This is a genomic window from Myxococcus sp. CA056, assembly GCF_013336715.1.
Lineage (GTDB): Bacteria > Myxococcota > Myxococcia > Myxococcales > Myxococcaceae > Myxococcus > Myxococcus llanfairpwllgwyngyllgogerychwyrndrobwllllantysiliogogogochensis.
On sequence record NZ_JABUMT010000001.1, the window covers coordinates 912189 to 928255 of the forward strand.

General features: G+C 69.7%; 12 protein-coding genes. 4 read left to right on the forward strand and 8 right to left on the reverse strand.

Annotated features, from left to right (window positions below; genetic code table 11):
• Positions 1-2 precede the first annotated feature (2 nt).
• The 6 genes from HUA76_RS03695 to HUA76_RS03720 all read right to left on the reverse strand — a co-directional run bounded on the left by HUA76_RS03695 (position 3) and on the right by HUA76_RS03720 (position 8437).
• The gene (locus HUA76_RS03695) at positions 3-1496 is read right to left on the reverse strand and encodes a glycine betaine ABC transporter substrate-binding protein (RefSeq protein WP_371823440.1); all 1494 of its coding nucleotides are present in this window, start codon (positions 1494-1496) and stop codon (positions 3-5) included.
• 59 nt (positions 1497-1555) lie between these two features.
• A complete protein-coding gene (locus HUA76_RS03700) occupies positions 1556-2308 on the reverse strand; it encodes an ATP-binding cassette domain-containing protein (protein WP_174456892.1) in 753 nt (250 codons plus the stop codon).
• A gap of 30 nt (positions 2309-2338) precedes the next feature.
• Entirely contained in the window at positions 2339-3319 is a 981-nt protein-coding gene (locus HUA76_RS03705; protein WP_174460016.1) for a hypothetical protein, read from the reverse strand.
• 168 nt (positions 3320-3487) lie between these two features.
• Positions 3488-4162 carry a DUF4142 domain-containing protein gene (locus HUA76_RS03710; protein WP_254613976.1) on the reverse strand — a complete coding sequence of 225 codons (675 nt, stop codon included), beginning with the start codon at positions 4160-4162 and terminating at the stop codon, positions 3488-3490.
• Between the two features lie 221 nt (positions 4163-4383).
• The gene (locus HUA76_RS03715; RefSeq protein WP_141643105.1) at positions 4384-4812 is read right to left on the reverse strand and encodes a DcrB-related protein; all 429 of its coding nucleotides are present in this window, start codon (positions 4810-4812) and stop codon (positions 4384-4386) included.
• Positions 4813-4822: 10 nt separating this feature from the next.
• Entirely contained in the window at positions 4823-8437 is a 3615-nt protein-coding gene (locus HUA76_RS03720) for a DUF456 domain-containing protein (RefSeq protein ID WP_174460017.1), read from the reverse strand.
• A 420-nt stretch (positions 8438-8857) separates the two neighbouring features.
• Between HUA76_RS03720 and HUA76_RS03725 the strand changes: the two genes are divergently transcribed.
• On the forward strand, positions 8858-9748 hold the full coding sequence (locus HUA76_RS03725) for a zinc metalloprotease (protein WP_174456895.1): 891 nt from the start codon (positions 8858-8860) through the stop codon (positions 9746-9748).
• A gap of 146 nt (positions 9749-9894) precedes the next feature.
• Here the strand turns inward: HUA76_RS03725 and HUA76_RS03730 are convergent, their stop codons facing one another.
• Complete coding sequence (locus HUA76_RS03730) at positions 9895-11220, reverse strand: hypothetical protein (RefSeq protein ID WP_174460018.1); 1326 nt, start codon at positions 11218-11220, stop codon at positions 9895-9897.
• A 193-nt stretch (positions 11221-11413) separates the two neighbouring features.
• Here HUA76_RS03730 and HUA76_RS03735 point away from each other — a divergent pair, with 193 nt between their 5' ends.
• From HUA76_RS03735 to HUA76_RS03745, 3 genes are read left to right on the forward strand one after another with little or no spacing between them, the layout of a single operon-like run.
• On the forward strand, positions 11414-11752 hold the full coding sequence (locus HUA76_RS03735; RefSeq protein WP_174460019.1) for a hypothetical protein: 339 nt from the start codon (positions 11414-11416) through the stop codon (positions 11750-11752).
• Positions 11753-11764: 12 nt separating this feature from the next.
• Entirely contained in the window at positions 11765-12484 is a 720-nt protein-coding gene (locus tag HUA76_RS03740; protein WP_174457107.1) for a response regulator transcription factor, read from the forward strand.
• Complete coding sequence (locus tag HUA76_RS03745) at positions 12481-13839, forward strand: HAMP domain-containing sensor histidine kinase (protein ID WP_174460020.1); 1359 nt, start codon at positions 12481-12483, stop codon at positions 13837-13839. The genes HUA76_RS03740 and HUA76_RS03745 overlap by 4 nt, the downstream gene beginning before the upstream one ends.
• Here the strand turns inward: HUA76_RS03745 and HUA76_RS03750 are convergent.
• Positions 13836-16067: a hypothetical protein gene (locus HUA76_RS03750; RefSeq protein WP_174456899.1), complete on the reverse strand. Its 2232-nt coding sequence runs from the start codon at positions 16065-16067 to the stop codon at positions 13836-13838. The genes HUA76_RS03745 and HUA76_RS03750 overlap by 4 nt on opposite strands.

Here is a 16067-nt window from a genome sequence, read left to right on the forward strand (position 1 = left end):
GCTCAGCGCGACTCCGACTCCGCGCGCAGCCGCAGGCCCTTGGGAACGAGGACGCGGCCCACGGCCTCGAACGCGCCGCTGACGAGCAGGGCGAGCACGGCGGCGGGGATGGCGCCTTCGAGGATGAGGCGCGTGTCGTCCAGGCGGATGCCGGTGAGGATGGGCTGGCCATAGCCGCCCGCGCCCACGAGCGCGCCGAGCGTGGCGGTGCCCACGTTGATGACGGCGGCCGTCTGGATGCCCGCGAGGATGGAGGGCGAGGCCATGGGCAGGTCGATGCGCCACAGCCGCGCGAGCGGAGGCAGACCCAGCGCCTCCGCGGACTCGCGCACCTCCAGGGGAATGCCCGTGAGCCCCGAGGCCGTGTTCCGGACGATGGGCAGCAGGCTGTAGAGGAACAGCGCGGCGATGGCCGGCCGTGAGCCGATGCCCAGGAGCGGAATCATCACCACGAGCAGCGCCAGCGAGGGGATGGTCTGGATGACGCCGGCGAGCCCGAGCACGCCCTGCCCGAGCCGCGGACTGCGCGCGGCCAGCACGCCCAGCGGCACCGCGAGGGCCAGGGCCGCGAGCAGCGAGACGCCGACGAGGAACAGGTGCTCCCGGGTTCGGAGCCAGACGCGGGAGGCGAGGCCCTCGCCGTGAACCACGGTGGAGACGCCCAGTGTTCGCGAGAGGAAGTCGGAGGCCACCTGCGCCTCGGGCACGCGCTCCAGTCGCGCGCGGGCATTGAGCTTCACCATCTTCTCTTCCGACAGCGTGCCGGAGAGTCGCAGGATGGCCGCCAGGGCCTCTGGAGCGCGCGACTCGAAGTCCGCGCGGTAGAGGAGCACGGCGTCGTACGCGGGGAAGTGGTGCACGTCGTCCACGAGGACGCGCAGGCCATAGGCGGCGATTTCAGCGTCCGTGGAGTACAGGTCCGTCACCTGGACGGAGCCCGCGTCGAGGCCGCGATAGGCGAGGTCATGGTCCAGGCCGCGCACGTCGCGCTGCGGGAGGCGGTAGCTGTCTCGCAGCGCGGGCCAGCCGTCACCGCGCTCCATGAACTCGTTGCTGAAACCGAAGCGCAGCTCGGGGTGGGCGCGCAGGTCGGAGATGGTGCGGATGCCCAGGCGTTCGGCCTCGGCCTCCTTCATGCCCAGCGCATAGGTGTTGTTGAAGCCGAGCGGCGCGCTCATGCGCAAGCCCTCCTCGGCCAGCGCGACACGGAGGGCCGCGTCGTCGGGCAGATTGCGCCCGGAGAGCAGCTCCTGTCGCAGCGTGCCGGTGTACTCGGGATACACGTCCAGCTCGCCTCGGCGCAGCGCCTCCCAGAGGACGGCGGTGCCGCCGAGTTCGCGCCGGTGCCGCACGCTCGCGCCGGTGCTCCGCGCGAGCTGCGTCACCATCTCTCCGAGGATGACGGACTCGGTGAACTTCTTGGAGCCTACGCGCACGTTGGGCTCGCCGTGGGTCGTGCTCGCGCGCTCGCAGGAGGCCAGCACCAGCGAGAACATGAGCAGCAGCACGAGCCCCATCGGTGCGCTCCATACCGTGGAGCATGCTCTCCGCGCGCTCATGCCGAGGCCCCGTTCCCCGGAGCCAGCCGCTGGGCCTGGATGAACCGGGTGACGAACGGGTCCGTGGGACGGGTCTCCAGGTCCACGAGGCTCCCCTGTTGCACCACGCGCCCTTCACGCATGAGCACGATGTCGTCGCCCAGGAACCCCGCCTCCGCGAGGTCATGCGTCACCAGGACCACCGTCTTGCGCAGCCTCGCGAAGATGGCGCGCAGGTCCGCTTGCAGCTCGTGCCGCACCAGCGGGTCCAGCGCCCCCAGCGGCTCGTCGAGCAGCAACACCTCCGGGTCCAGCATGAGCGCGCGCATCAACGCCACCCGCTGACGCTGTCCCCCCGAAAGCTGCGCCGGATAACGCGCGAGCGCCTCGGCGGGAAACCGCGTCAACTCCACCAGCACGTCCCTCCGCTCGCGCGTCCGCGCGGCGGACCAGCGCAGGTGCTGGGCCATGAGCGTGACGTTCTCCTCCCCCGTCAGGTGCGGAAAGAGCCCGCCCCCTTGAAGCGCGTAGCCCACCCGATGACGCAGCGACAGCAACGCCTTCGCATCCGTGGGCAGGGGCTTGCCCGCGTAGAGCACCTGGCCCGTGTCCGCGTGCAGCAGCCCGTTGAGCAGGCGGACCAGCGTGGACTTCCCGCAGCCGCTCGGCCCCAGCAGCACCGTGGTCCGCCCCGTGGGCAGCGTGAGGTTCAGCGAGTGCAGCGCCTGCGTGGTGCCAAAGCGCTTGGAGACATCCTGCAAGGCGTACACGAGGCGGCCCCTTCGCGCGAGACGGTGGAGTCAGGGTACGGAGAAGGCACCATTGCAGACCGCGGGAAACGCGGGCTCGGCGGATGCCAGGAAGCTGCACGCGGCGAACAGCGCCCGGTCATCCCACTGCATGGCGCCCGTCCAGACGACGACCGGCCCACGGGGAGAAGGCGCCGTGAAGCGCATGCACCGCGAGGGCCGCTCCTCCAGGAGACACGCCACCTCCTCCACGGGGCTCGAGCCAGGCAGCGCCGCCCTCAGCTCCGCCACGCTCTGGTCCCTCCAGCGCGCCGTCACCTCGTCTCGCGCGGGCCGGTACACACTCCACACGAGCGACGCGTCGTCACAGCGGATGCGGCCCGCGCGACTGGTGGACAGGGAGGGCTGGCAGCCTTCGGGCACCGCGAGCGTGCGCCACGGCAGGCGGGGCGGAAGCAGCAGCGCCGCCTCATCCAGCGACTCACCCTCCGGATTGCCGTGCGCCGCGAGATACTCCAAGAGCTCCAGACACCGCGTCAGCGCCGGCTGGGCGTTGTTCTTCGCGACACACCCCAGCTCGCGCTGACGGCCCAGCGACCCCGCCACCGAGACGAGGTAGCCCCCCGCGCGACACGAGGCCGGCCCCTCCAGGCCCGCGTCCCCCACGTCACACAGGGCGAAGCGGGCCGCCGGCCACGAGCGCTCCGCGAGCGGCAGCGCCCCTTCCGCCACCACCACGCCCTCCCCCAGTCGCTCCACCAGACGCGCCCTGGCGAGCGTGAGCACTCGCGCGGCGGGCACGTCCTTGCGCTCGACGAGCCACACCGTCGCGTCACCACACGGATAGATGCGCGAGCTGGCGCTGTCGGGGACGGGCGTGCACCCCGCGAAGAGCGCGCGGGCATCCGGCAGGAAGGGGCCCGCGGGAGTGGCTCCTTCGGGCGACACGGGCGGCACATGCGGCGCGGGTGTCGTGCACGCGCCCAGCACCATGAACCCCGAGACCATCATCCACTTCCAGGCATTCGCCATGCGTCGGGATAGGCACCCGCCGCCCGCTGCGTCAACCCAGGAGAGTTCCCGGCGCCCGGCGTCGCACACACGTCCGAGCACATCCGCCGCCCGAGCTGAAACACCGGCGCGGTGACACCGGGCCCCCCGAGTCACCGCGCCCATGGTTTTCGAGAGCCCGTGCGGCTGTCAGCGGCGCAGGGTCTTCTCGAGCTCCTTGGCCATCGTCTCGTTGCTCGCGATGCCCTGGCGCGTCTTGCTCAAGAGGGCGCTGAAGGCGGCGTCGGTCTTGTATTTGTCCATCCCGTCCTTGGCCAGGTCCTGTCCCTTCTTGCCGTCATCGGCGACGCGCGTGAGGAAGCCCTTGTCGAACTCCTTGCCATTCTTCTCGCGGAGCTTGTCCAGCTCCTTCTCCGCCTCGGTGATGGCCTTGTTCAGGCGCTCGTCGACGCCCTCCATCTTCTTGTCGTAGCCCTCCTGCATGCCGGGGGTGACACCGGAGCCGCCGGTGCCGGGAGGCCCGGCCAGGTCGACCGTCGCCACCTCGATGGACTTGCTGTCGGCCCACGCCTTGAGGTCGGACAGGTGCTGCTTGTGGTCCGTCACCAGCTTCTGCGCGAACTGACGCACCTGCGGGTCCTGCGTCTTCTCCAGCGCCATGTTGCCCAGCGCGATTTGCTTGGCGTCGAAGAGGGCCAGCTTGCCGACGTACAGCTCCTTCTCGGCCGCCGCCTCACCAACGCGCTTGTCTTCCTTGTGGGCCTTCTTGGCCTCGTCTTCCGCGAGCGCGGTGCCCGTCATCGAGCCGAACACCAGCGCCGCCGCCAGGGCCGCCACACCACCACCACGAATCCTTCGAGCCATGCCGTCCTCCTGGACAGGGAATGCCGGAAGCTGGGTCAGCCCCCCTGCCTCGGCAATCGCCGCTCGCAAGCACGCCCCTCCCTGGAGCAGCACGCTTCCGTGCGCTGCCCGAAGTCGGGGCCTGGCTTCGTACCGGAGTGGACACGACGGCCTCGCCCGGGACGCGGACGCCCGACACACCTTCGTGCCGGACGCCGCGCTCCGTTGAGACGCCCTTCGACTCAGGCGCCGATGCGCACCGAGCCGAAGAACAGCTCCGCCACCGCCCGGGTGTAGGCGATGCGGTCCGCGCGCTGCGTGTACGTGAAGGTGTAGGCCTGCTTGTCCTTCACGCAATAGAACTGGAGCTGCGCGATTTTCAGCGCGCCCGCCTGGCAGGTGTACTCGCGCGTGAGGCCCTGCCGCCCGCCGAACGTCGCGGGCTTCTCACTCACGAGCGCGAAGCCCTGGGCGGACCGCTGCAGCTGCGGCAGCGCGCGTGCCGCCAGGTCCTTCGCCGTCTCCTGTCCCTGCCTGGGCTCGGCGGAGACCACGACGCTGGCCCGGAAACCTTCCTCCACCGGGCCCATGGCGACGACCTGACTGGCATCCGCCCAACCGTCGGGCAGGGGCATCGTGAGGTCGCCGTGTCGAATGGTGTTCGTGCTCATATCGTAGGGCCTAGATCTCCACGCCGGCGATCTGGTGCTCCTTGTCACCCTCACTCATCTTGTCGAACAGCTTCCCCACGCCGTAGACGCCCACGCCGATGAGCAGACCGACGCCAGCGCCCACCGGGCCGCCGATGGCGCCCACCGCCACGCCGGCGCCAATCGCTCCCGCGATGCTGACGCCGCCCTTGGCGATCTGCCACCCATCCCCTGCCTGGATGCCGCCGACGATATCCAGTCCGCCGGAGACGACGCCGAGCCCCGTGCCGATGGCTCCGAGCTTGCCGCCCACCGCGAGCGCTTCACGGAACCCCGAGGCCGTGGTGGACGCCGCGCGCAGACCCGCCAGCCCTCCCACTTCGTTGCCCGCGCCAGCGATACCCGTCGCCAGCTCGGAGCCACCACGAATGCCGGCGACGCCCTGGACGATGCCGCCGACGCCCCCGCCGATATCCGCCACGTTCTGCGCCGCGGCCACGTAGTTGCCCTGGCTGATGTTGTTCACCAGGTCCGCGCCCGAGGACAGCGCGCCCAGCGTGTTGCCGACGATGCCCAGGCTCTCCGCGCCCACCTGGACGCCGCGCGCGAACTTCGCCAGGCGCGCCGTCTCCGAGTCATTCGTGCCCGTGTCACCGTCCGGAGTGCCAGAGGAGTCCGCGTCGCCCGTGGCGGGCGGAGTCGTCGTGTCGTCCGTGGCGGGCGGGGCCGCGGGGTCCGTCTGCCCCGAGGCGGGCGGGTCCGCCGGGTCCCCCGGGGGAGGAGCCGCCGGGTCCGTCTGCCCCGAAGCGGGCGGGTCCGCCGGGTCCGTCGGAGGGGTGGTTTCCTGCATGAGGGTGTTGAGCGCGTCCTGCTCAATCAACCCCAGCACATCCTTGTTGATGGAGAGCGCCGTCGTCACGTCGCCCGTGGACTCGGGCTTGCTGATGGGGCCTTCGCTTTCTTCCTTGGCGGTCCCGGGCTCCGGCGTCATGGCGAGGTTGTAGAGCTCCTTCGCCATCTCGCCCCGCGTGACGTCCAGCAGGGCCCGCTCCTTCGTGTCCAGCTTGCCGAGGTCCCCTTCCGGAACGGGCTTGCCGTTGACGGACAGCTCCGTCTTCTCCGGGGTGACACGCACCTGCGAGGAGCCATCCGGCCCCGTGACGTTCTTGGACGCATTGACGAGCTGGAGCACGCCCGCGTCCGACTCGCGGCGCTGGCGCTCCGACGTCACCGTCGTGGGCTGTCCCCCGGGCGGCGTGCGCGTGCTGCTGCTGCGCTCGTCCACCTGGAGCCGACCGTCCGGGCCGACCGTGTCGGTCCGTTGGTAGTCCTGCTTCGTGGTGACGCCGTCCGCGCCCTTCGTCTCGCTCTTGGCGTTGGTGAGGATGCCCTTGTCGTCATAGGCATGGCTGGACGTGGAGCTGATGTCGACGGGCTCGCCCTTCTTGTCACCCTCGGTGCCGTAGACCTTGCCCTTCACCGTCTCCTCGACGGTGTTGCCCTTGGCGGTGCGCTCGGTGACGACCGAGATGTCCGGGTGGCCCTCGATGAAGGTCTGGCTGCTGTACTTGCGGCCGTCGGTCTTCTCGAGCACCCACTGCTTGGGGTTGTCCTTGTCGCCGTCGAAGGCCTCGCCCTTCTCGCCGTCCTCCGACTTGAGCTTGCCGGACAGGCTCGACAGGTCGCCCGCGTTGCGCGGCCCCTTGTCCACGTTGAAGCCATCCTCCGCCGTGAGCGCCTTGCTCATGGTGGCCGTGGCCTGCACCTCGTTCACGCCCTCGCCCTGCGAGAACGTCTGCGTGCGCGTGTAGGAGGGCTCCAGGTCCTTGCCATCAGGCCCCTTCGTACCCGGAGGAGGAATCGAGTAGCTCTTCGTCTCCGTCCGGTCGATGGGCTGGTCTTCGTTGAACTTGTCCTTGAAGTTGTCGTCGAGCCCGCCCTCACCCTCCTGCTGGCTGAAGCGCGTCTCCGAACCCTCGACGCCACCACCCCCCTGCTTGTAGGTCGTGGTGAGCAGGTCGCCGTTGTCGCGGGAGACCTTGCTCTCCTCCACGGCCACGGCCGGGTCGCGGCTCTTCTTCAGGTCCTCGATGGACGGAGGGTTGCGGATGTCCTGGCCCTTGGCGGGCGTCCACGTCGCCGTCTGGCTGGTGGTGGTGCCCTCCGGCCCGTTGCTCGTCACGACCTCGCGAGTGACCTGCTTGCTCTGGGGGTCGACGGTGCTGGTGTCCAGGGTGACGTTGTTCTTGTCGTCGCGCGTCGCGGAGATGCGCGCGGTGACCTCTCCCGCCGGGTCCTTCTGGACGAACTCGACGCGGTGGGGGTCCTTCGTGTCCACCGCCTCGAAGCCCTCGGGCGGCTTCTGGTCCTTGGAGGCCGTGAAGAGCTCGTCGACCTGGCCCCGCGTGGCCTCATCCAGTTGCTTCTGCTGCGTGGCGACGGTGTCCTTGCCCTCCTTCGCGCTCTGGACGTCCAGTTCGGCGCGGGCCTTCGTCTGGCCAGCGTTCTGCGGGGAGACCTTCTCCAGCTCCGGGGACTGGCGGGTGATGACATCCGCCAGGTCGTACTTGCCGTCCGCACGGAGGCCGTCCACCAGGCCCCTGGCGACGTTCGTCACCGCCGGGTCCTTCGCGCCCGCCTTCAGCGCGGGGGTGAGCTTCTCCTCCACCTTGTGGCCGTAGCCCGCTTCGGTCTCGGCGCGGCGGAAGCTGTCCGCCACGTCGCGGGACGCCTGAGGGCTGGTCTGCTCCGCGGCGTGGCTCAGGTCGCTCACGATCTGGTTCGCCTGGTCCTGGGTCACCTCGGGACGCCCCAGGCTGGAGGTCATGAGGTTGATGGCGCCCCTGGACTCCTTCATCAGGGCCTCGCGGTAGGCGGGGTCCGGGTTCGCCTCTACCTGGCGGCGCAGCTCCTTGGCGCCATCGGCCGGGCTGCGAATGGAGGCGTCACCCACCGCCTTCGCATCCGCGCGAACCGCCTCCTCCGGAGAGACCACCGACTTCGTTCCGAACAGCCGCTCCTGGGCCTTGGGGTCCAGGCTGCCGGCGTCGAAGACGTCGCGCACCTGGTTGGCGTCCGCGTACGGGGGCGGCTCGCCCACCGCCTTCGCCGAGGTGTTGGCGGACTTCTGCGTCTGGATGGCTTTGTTGCCCTCTTCAATCGCCTTGTTGTGCGATGTGTCGGAAAGCTGCCGGGCGGCGGTGGCGTCCTTCTGCGCCTGCAGGAACGTGTCGTTGGCCTTGGTGGCCGCGGCCTTCGTGTCCTTGGCGACCTTCGTCGCCGCGTCCAGGTCCTTGCGCGCCTGGTCGCTCAGGTTCGGGCCCTTGCCCAACGTGTCGACCTTGGCCTGGGCCTCATTGGCCTTCGTCTGGGCCGTCTCCTTCGCGGCCTTCGCGGACTTCTCCTTGTCCGCCGCGACCTTGGCCTGGCTGGCGTCCGTCCGCGCCTTCTGCTGGGCCTCGGAGGCCTTCTTCTTTTGCGTCTCGGCGGCCTTCTTCTGGGCCTCGGCGGCGGCTTTCTTCTGGTTTTCCGCGGCCTTGCGCGCTTCCTCCGCGCGACGACGGGCCTCTTCGGCCTGACGACGTTGGGCCTCAGCGGCGGCGATCTGAGCGGCGTTGTTGCCGTTGTTACTGACGGGGGGAGACATGCGGAGACCTCTCAGAAGCGGGGCGGACCGAGGAGAGCGGCAGAGGAAATCCGGGCTGTTCCGGAATCCAGTCATGGATTCTCGCCATCTGAGAGAAAGAGTTGCTCAGGAAAGGTGGGATTTTTCCGGACCTATCTGGTGACGCGGCACGTCACGGAGGTGGGCCCGGGAACCCACCCATCCCGACAAGGCGGCGGCTGGAGCAAGCCCAGACATACCCAGGCGACTCCGGGGGTGAGCCGAGACAATGAAAGACATTTTACAATCGCCCCTCCCGAGTGGAGCATTTCTGTCTCATCCGCCCCGGAGTGCGGCGTCGGGCGCACCCCGGGGATTGCCCACGGATTGTCTCAAGGTGACGTTGACTCTCGCTGTTTCATTCAGCTATTCATTGAATCTCCATCTTCCCTGGAGATGACAATGATTGGCAGCGTCGCGAAGAGGAATGGTCGTCTGGCCGTGCTTGCGGGTGCCCTGATGAGCCTTGCCGCCTGTAAGGGCGAGGAGGCCGCGGAGGCCCCGTCGCCGGCGGACCCGGCGGTGGAGCAGACGTCGTTGCACCGCGGCTGCGCGACGGTGGAGCCCTCGGTGGAGGAGCGCGCGGCCATCGACGCCTTCCTGGCCGAGCAGAAGACGGCGATGCGCGCGGTGGGCTCTGTGACGGTGCCCACGTACTTCCACGTCATCAACAAGGGCTCGGGCCTCGCGAACGGCGACATCCCGGACTCGCAGATCACCGCGCAGATGAACGTGCTGAACGCGGCCTATGCCAACACGCCGTTCCGCTTCGTGCTCCAGGGCACGGACCGTACGACGAACTCGAAGTGGTTCGCGCTCAAGAGCGGCAGTGCCAACGAGCGGGCGATGAAGAAGGCCCTGCGCAAGGGTGGCAAGGAGAGCCTCAACATCTACTCCGCCAACCTGAGCGGCGGGCTGCTGGGTTGGGCGACGTTCCCCTCCAGCTACACCGCGCAGCCGCAGCAGGACGGCGTGGTCATCCTATACAGCAGCGTGCCGGGTGGCACCGCGGTGCCCTACAACGAGGGCGACACGGGCACGCACGAGGTCGGCCACTGGCTGGGCCTGTACCACACGTTCCAGGGCGGCTGCACCGGCGCGGGTGACTCGGTCAGCGACACCTCGGCCGAGGCCTCTCCGGCGTACGGCTGCCCCTCCGGCCGCGACACCTGCGCGGGTGGCGGTGCGGACCCCATCACCAACTTCATGGACTACACCGACGACAACTGCATGAACACGTTCAGCGCGGGCCAGTCGGAGCGCGCGGACCAGCTGACGGCGACCTACCGCTAGGAAGTCTCTCGACAGCACGAACTGTCGGCACGGCGCCGGGGTCTCCCACGAGGAGGCTCCGGCGTCGCTGTTTCAGCGGTGCCCGTGCGCCCCAGGCCGTGATGGACGCCGACCAGGTGCTCGGCGTCCCACGGCGTCACGGTGACTCAGGGACTGCGCGGACAGACGGGCGTCTCGGAGGGGCAGCGTCCGTCACGGTCCTTCGGCACCGTCTCCGTACACTCGGCGATGCGCGCGAAGGTGGTGCTCGTCGCGAGGCTGAGGTCCGAGCCATTCCACCCGCGCAGGATGCCGTGCCCCGCGCTGTCCTCGATGCGCGAGTTCGCGATGAACGGCGACGTCGGCTCGTCGAACACGAGGATGGCCGAGCTGACATCGAACCCGGGCGGCAGGTAGTTGCACCCAAAGCTGGAGCACTGGCACGGCCCACCCGCGTACCTCACCACCGCCGACTCCAGCCGGTTGGCCGCGTTCATCCCGTCGAAGCGGATGCCCGCCCAGTCACCCGGCCGGTGATTCCTCAGGTTCGACGTGAAGATGACGGGACTGGAGGGCGTCCCCGCCACGATGAGCGCGCTCGTCTCGTCGTAGACGCGCAGCGTCGTCCCCGGCTCGAAGCGCAGCTCCGTGCCCGCTTCGATGGTGAGCGTCGCCGAAGCCCCCGGTCCCCCCACCTGGAGCCCCTGTACTTGATAGGGCACGCCCAGGTTCTTCAGGGTGGCGCTGGAGCCCAGGTAGAACACCGAGGCCGCCGCGATGGACGGCCCTACGTGGATGGCGTCCTCGAGATTCCCCGTGTACGTGCCCGACGGCAGCGTCCCCAGCGCATTGGGATTGATGACCAGGGGCTGCCGACCAAACTCGCCGCCCGTCCCTCGAATGGTCAAATCGGAGGAGCCCTCGGCGAAACCAGCCGTTCCATTGAGAATGATGCCAGGCCCCAGTGAATCCTCGATGGTGACGTGACTGACGAACAGCGGCCTCGGGCCAGGGAGCTCCGCGCCGGCATTCACACGCACCATGGAGTCCATCGTCGACGAGAGTCCACCTCCCGACAGCACCGTCCACTCCAGTCGCGCCGAACCTCCCGTCCCGATGAGCAACTCCCCCCACGGCCAGTCAGCGTGAGGCTCGAAACGCACCACCTGGTCCTGCTTCCCCTCCGCGCGAAGCACGCCCCCGCTGTCGACCTGGATGGAGGTGGCCTTCGCGAGACGCACCGTCGCGCAGGCCTCCACCGTGACCTGCCCCCGGATGGTGAGGTTGCTGGTGATGACATGGGGGCTGCCCGCGGCCCAGGTCTCCGAGGTGGAGACGATGCCCTGATGCTCGATGACCGCGCCGGTGACGGCGGGGCACTTGGACTCCGTGTCGGGCCCTTCATGCGGCGTTTGCGAGTCCTCGGAGCAACCGGAGAACAGTGAGGCACTCAAGAGCAACGAAAGCGCGAACCGGCGCGATGCGACGTGCATGTCATCTTCCCCAAAGCAAATGGACCAACCCCTCTGACCAGGACCATCGCTGATTCTCGGAGAGGTGCCAATGAACTCGCCCGAATCAGCGGCCCGTTACAATCGTTTACATTCCGCACATCCTCCCGCGACATGGAGGCGTTGAACTGCGCAGCATCCAATGGACCCCGAGGTCCTGGCCCTGGGAGGTTCGATGTCTCCGCACCCCACTCGCCGTTTCCGCGCAGTCGCCCCACTCCTCATCCAAGCCCTGTTGCTGCTCGCCTTCGCGTCGAGGGCCGCGATGACGCCGAGCCTCGATGCCATGTCCGCCAGCCGACCGCGAGACCTGCTGGAGTTGGGACAACTCCTGGTGGACGGTGGCGTGTGGCAGACGCGCCGGCTGATGCCGCAGGAGTGGGTGAAGCAGCTCATGGCACCGGATGACGGCGTCACTTCCGTGATGGGTGTGCCCCTGCGCGACTGGAAGAGCCTGCTCGCGGTGCCCACGCTCGTGGGGAGCTGCGAGTCCTACACTGCCACGCCGCACTAGACTGGGGACATGATGGGACCCGCCACACCGTCACCCGGCATCGAGGTGCTCCTCATCGAGGACGACGCGCACCTGGCCCGCCTCACGGCCGAGTACCTGGAGCGACAAGGCGTGCGCACCTGTCTCGCTCGGGACGGGGAGCAGGGCCTGGTCGAGGCCTCGCGCCGCGCCTTCGATGCCATCCTCATCGACATCATGCTGCCCCGGAAGGATGGGCTCACCGTCTGCCGCGAGCTGCGGGAGCGCTCGGCGGTGCCCATCCTCATGCTCACCGCGCGCGGCGAGGAGGCGGACCGGGTGATGGGACTGGAGCTGGGCGCGGACGACTACCTGCCCAAGCCCTACTCCTCTCGGGAGCTGCTGGCGCGAATCCAGGCGCTGGTGCGGCGCAGCCGGGGCTTGCTGGGTCCCTCGCGCGAGGTGGTGCGCGTGGGCGCGCTCACGCTGAACCGGAGTGACTTCCGGGCATCGCTGAATGGACAGGTGTTGCCGCTGACACGGCACGAGTTCGCCTTGCTCCTCGGACTCGCGGAGCGGGCGGGACGGGTGCTGTCGCGCGAGCAGTTGCTGGAGCTGGCGAAGGGCAACGACCCGGACGGCCCGGTGGACCGCGCCATCGACGTGCATGTGTCCCGGCTGCGCCAGAAGCTGGGGGACGACGCGCGCAACCCCCGGATGCTCAAGACGGTGCGAGGCGTGGGGTATGTGCTGGAGCGAGGTGAGGAGTCATGAAGCTCGGTGAGCGGCTCCGTCCCCGAAGGATGTTCTGGCGCATCTATCTGTATGGTCTGTTGATGCTGGGGGGCGCCGTCGTGTCCTTCGCGGTCATCGCCAGCCTCGTGGAGTCACAGATCGTAGGACAGGACACGGAAAAGACATACGAGCGACTGGTGGAGCTGGCCGCCGCGGAGTCTCCCGAGCTCGCCCCCCTGATGGAGTCCCTCGCCGCGCAAGGAAAGCTCCGGGCCACGCTGTATGACCTTCAGGGCACCGTGAAGGCCTCATCAGCGCGACCTCCCCTGAGGGTGCTCGATGACGCCGAGTGGCGCGAGCTTCGCACCGGCAAGAGCTGGTTCAAACGTGACGGGCAGAACCATTGGGCCACCCCCACGTGGCGAGGCAACACCGTGGTGGGCTATCTGCTGCATGAGGCCAACAATCGTCGGACGTACACGGTGCTGGGCGGCGTGCTGGCCCTGGTCCTGGTCGTGCTGGCGGGACTCTCGGTGCCCCTGGCGTGGGCGCTCGCTTCCCCGCTGGAGCGGCTGACGAAGGTGGTGGGCGAGTTCGGTCAGGGGCGCCTGTCCGCGCGCGTGCGGCTGAAGGGCCGGAACGAAGTGGCGGTGCTGGGGCACACCTTCGACACGATGGCCGAGCGAACGGAGTCACTCATCCGGGGCCAGAAGGAGCTGCTGGCCAACGTGTCCCACGAGCTGCGCACGCCCCTGGCGCGCCTGGGCGTGACGCTGGACCTCGTCGAGGACGGACAACCGGAGGAGCTGGCGGCTCGACTGCCGGAGCTGCGGCGGGACATCGGCGAGCTTCAGCAACTGGTGGATGGCGTGTTGCAGATGGCGCGGCTCGACCTGGAGGCGAACCAGGCGGGACAGCCGGGGCCTCGCCTCCAGCGGGCGACGCTGCGGCTGACGGAGTTCCTGAAGGACGCCGCCGAGCGCTTCCAGAAGAGCGCCCCCGAGTGTCGCCTCCAACTGGACGTGGCCGAGGACCTGCCCACGCTGGAGGCCGACCCGGTGCTGGTGCGGCGCGCGCTGCACAACCTGCTCGACAACGCGCGCAAGTACTCGGAGCCCGGCAGTCCGGTGACGCTGCGGGCACAGGTGGACGCGCAGGCGGTGCACCTGGACGTGGAGGACCGGGGCATCGGCATCAGCGACGAGGACCTGCCCAAGCTCACCACGCCCTTCTTCCGCACCGACCGCAGCCGCGCGCGGGAGACAGGGGGCACGGGCCTGGGGCTGACGCTGGTGCGCCGCATCGTCGAGGCCCACGGAGGAACCCTGTCCCTCCAGGGCGTCACCGAGGGAGGAATCCGCGCCCGGCTCGTGCTTCCCCTCACGACGACCTAGTCCACGTCCCGGGGCTCGGGGCGAGAGCGTCCGTAGGCCCCTTCGAGAATCGCGTCGCTGCGGAGTCTGCTCGCCTTCGCCGCCTCGACGTCCAGGCCTTCACCGTGTCCTCGCCCGCGTCCCTCGAACACGAGCGTGTCCCCATTGAACGACGCCGTGCGCGGACAGGACGGCAGCTTCAAGCCCGAGCGCAACAGCTCACACGCCAGCGAGCGCCCGCTCTCGAACGTCGACGCGCCCTCCTTCTCCGTGAGCAGGTATTGAACGCGGCCCGCCTCGAAACGCAGCGACACCAGGCCCTTGCCCAGGAGCCGCTCCACGTCCACACGCGGACGCTCCTGCGTCCAGGGCTCCTGTCCTCCCTGCGAGAACAACAACCACTCGCTCCACTTGAGCGCCGGAAGTCTCAGCGCCTTCGCGTCGTCTCGCTGCACCCGCACCGTGCCTCGAAAGGCCTGACAGTGCGTCGTGTCGCAGACCGCCCGGCCCGGATGACGACTGTGCCGCTCGTTGTGCGCCACCACGCGCGCCAACGCCAGCCGCGCCTCGCCCTTCAGTGTCACGTCCTCCGCCGCCACCACGCCCGACGTGTACTGCAACCGCGTCGTGCGGAACACGAAGTCCGAGCCCCGCCGCGCCTTCAACGCGCTCGGTGACGTGGGCACTCCCACGGGCGGCCGATACGCCGGCGGTGGCGACCACGTGAAAACTCCCGCGTAATCCCTCCCCTCCTCCGGCCCCTTCGGAAAGCGCACCCGCCACGGCGCGCCCAGGCACACCGCCGCCCCGCGCGTCGTCAGTCCCTCCAGCCGCGCCCACTCCACCGGAGCGAGCTTCGGCATCCCCGCGTCCACCGTGAAGCCCACGCCCGCGCACCGCGCCTCCACCTCGCGCGCCGGCACCAGCCCCAACACCTGCACCCGCGCCGCCTCCACGCCCGCCTGCTTGCGCGCCTTCGCCAGGGCCGCGGGAATCTCCTCCGCGAACTGGCGAGGCATCTTCCCCGGCCGCACCGCCACCACCACCAGGTCCCCGTCCACCGCCGCAATCCAGCCGTACTGCGGACGGCTCGCCGCGTCCCGCACCGTGCCCGTCTTCGTCGCCACGCCCACCAGCGCCTTCGACGCGGGCAGCTCCGCCAGCGTCCCTCGCGCCGCGTTGTCCGCCAGCAGCGCCACCACGTCCGGCCGCGCCTCCGCCAGCAGCCGATACGCCTGCGCCATCCCCCACGCAGACAGCGCCAGCGTGGAGCGCAGGCCCACCGCATCCGCCATGTCCACCGGTGTCCCCGTGAGCCCCAGCGCCGACAGCACCGGCTCCCACGCGCCAAACCCCTTGGGCGCCGAGCCCGCTGTCTCCCAGTCCAGGAAGTACCCGTTGCATGAGCGCAGGAGCGCCGTGCGCGCGTCCACCTTCGCCGGCAACCCCGGGCCACATGCCCACTCCTGCACGTCCACGCGCGGCGCCAGCACCGGATGCTCCGCGCCCGCCGCGTATACGAAGGGCTTCAGCACCGAGCCATACGGCAGCGCGCGGCGCACCTCGCCCTCCGACAACAACACCTCCCCCGAGTGCCGACTCACCACCACCGTGGCCGGCCCCGCCGCGCGCACCTGCACGTCCGCCAGCTCGTCGATGGACAGCGGCACCACCCACCGCGCCCCGTCGTGACACTGGCGCAGCCGACGCGACAGCGCCTTGGGAAACCCCACCGTCTCACTCAGGAGCCGCGCCAGCGCGCGACGCGCCTTCGACGAGTCCACCGCGGGCGCCGCCGCCAGCTCCGACGCCGCGCGTGACAGGGATTGATAGGCCCCCTCGCGCCACGCCGGCAGCTCGCCGCTCAGCGCCACCGCGAAGGCTTCGTGGAAGAGCCGGTCCTCGCTCGACTGGGGACACGCCCACCACAGGAGCTGGTGCGCCAGCTCGTGCCGCAGCGCCACGCGCAGCCGCTCATCCAGCACGCCCGGCGTGTTCTGCCGCAGCTCCACGAGGCCCGGCCGGCCCTGCGCGTTGCGCTCGGGCGACAGGGCCACGCCGCGCTGGAGGACGATGGAGACCGGGGCCCTCACCGGCGCCCCGCCCGCCTCCGCCGCATACACCGACTCCAGCGCCGCCCAGCCGGCCTCCGCCTCGCGACGAAGGTCCGACTCGGGCGTCACGTCACCTCGCGTGACGAAGGTGGGGGTGGCCGTCAGCAACACGGCCACCACGGAGGCCCACCCCAT

Coding starts and splice junctions, on each gene's coding strand:
- HUA76_RS03730 (WP_174460018.1), bottom strand. CDS start 11,220: ATGCACGTCGCATCGCGCCGGTTCGCGCTTTCGTTGCTCTTGAGTGCC.
- HUA76_RS03720 (WP_174460017.1), bottom strand. CDS start 8,437: ATGTCTCCCCCCGTCAGTAACAACGGCAACAACGCCGCTCAGATCGCC.
- HUA76_RS03705 (WP_174460016.1), bottom strand. CDS start 3,319: ATGGCGAATGCCTGGAAGTGGATGATGGTCTCGGGGTTCATGGTGCTG.
- HUA76_RS03710 (WP_254613976.1), bottom strand. CDS start 4,162: ATGGCTCGAAGGATTCGTGGTGGTGGTGTGGCGGCCCTGGCGGCGGCG.
- HUA76_RS03735 (WP_174460019.1), top strand. CDS start 11,414: ATGTCTCCGCACCCCACTCGCCGTTTCCGCGCAGTCGCCCCACTCCTC.
- HUA76_RS03740 (WP_174457107.1), top strand. CDS start 11,765: ATGGGACCCGCCACACCGTCACCCGGCATCGAGGTGCTCCTCATCGAG.
- HUA76_RS03715 (WP_141643105.1), bottom strand. CDS start 4,812: ATGAGCACGAACACCATTCGACACGGCGACCTCACGATGCCCCTGCCC.
- HUA76_RS03725 (WP_174456895.1), top strand. CDS start 8,858: ATGATTGGCAGCGTCGCGAAGAGGAATGGTCGTCTGGCCGTGCTTGCG.
- HUA76_RS03695 (WP_371823440.1), bottom strand. CDS start 1,496: ATGTTCTCGCTGGTGCTGGCCTCCTGCGAGCGCGCGAGCACGACCCAC.
- HUA76_RS03750 (WP_174456899.1), bottom strand. CDS start 16,067: ATGGGGTGGGCCTCCGTGGTGGCCGTGTTGCTGACGGCCACCCCCACC.
- HUA76_RS03745 (WP_174460020.1), top strand. CDS start 12,481: ATGAAGCTCGGTGAGCGGCTCCGTCCCCGAAGGATGTTCTGGCGCATC.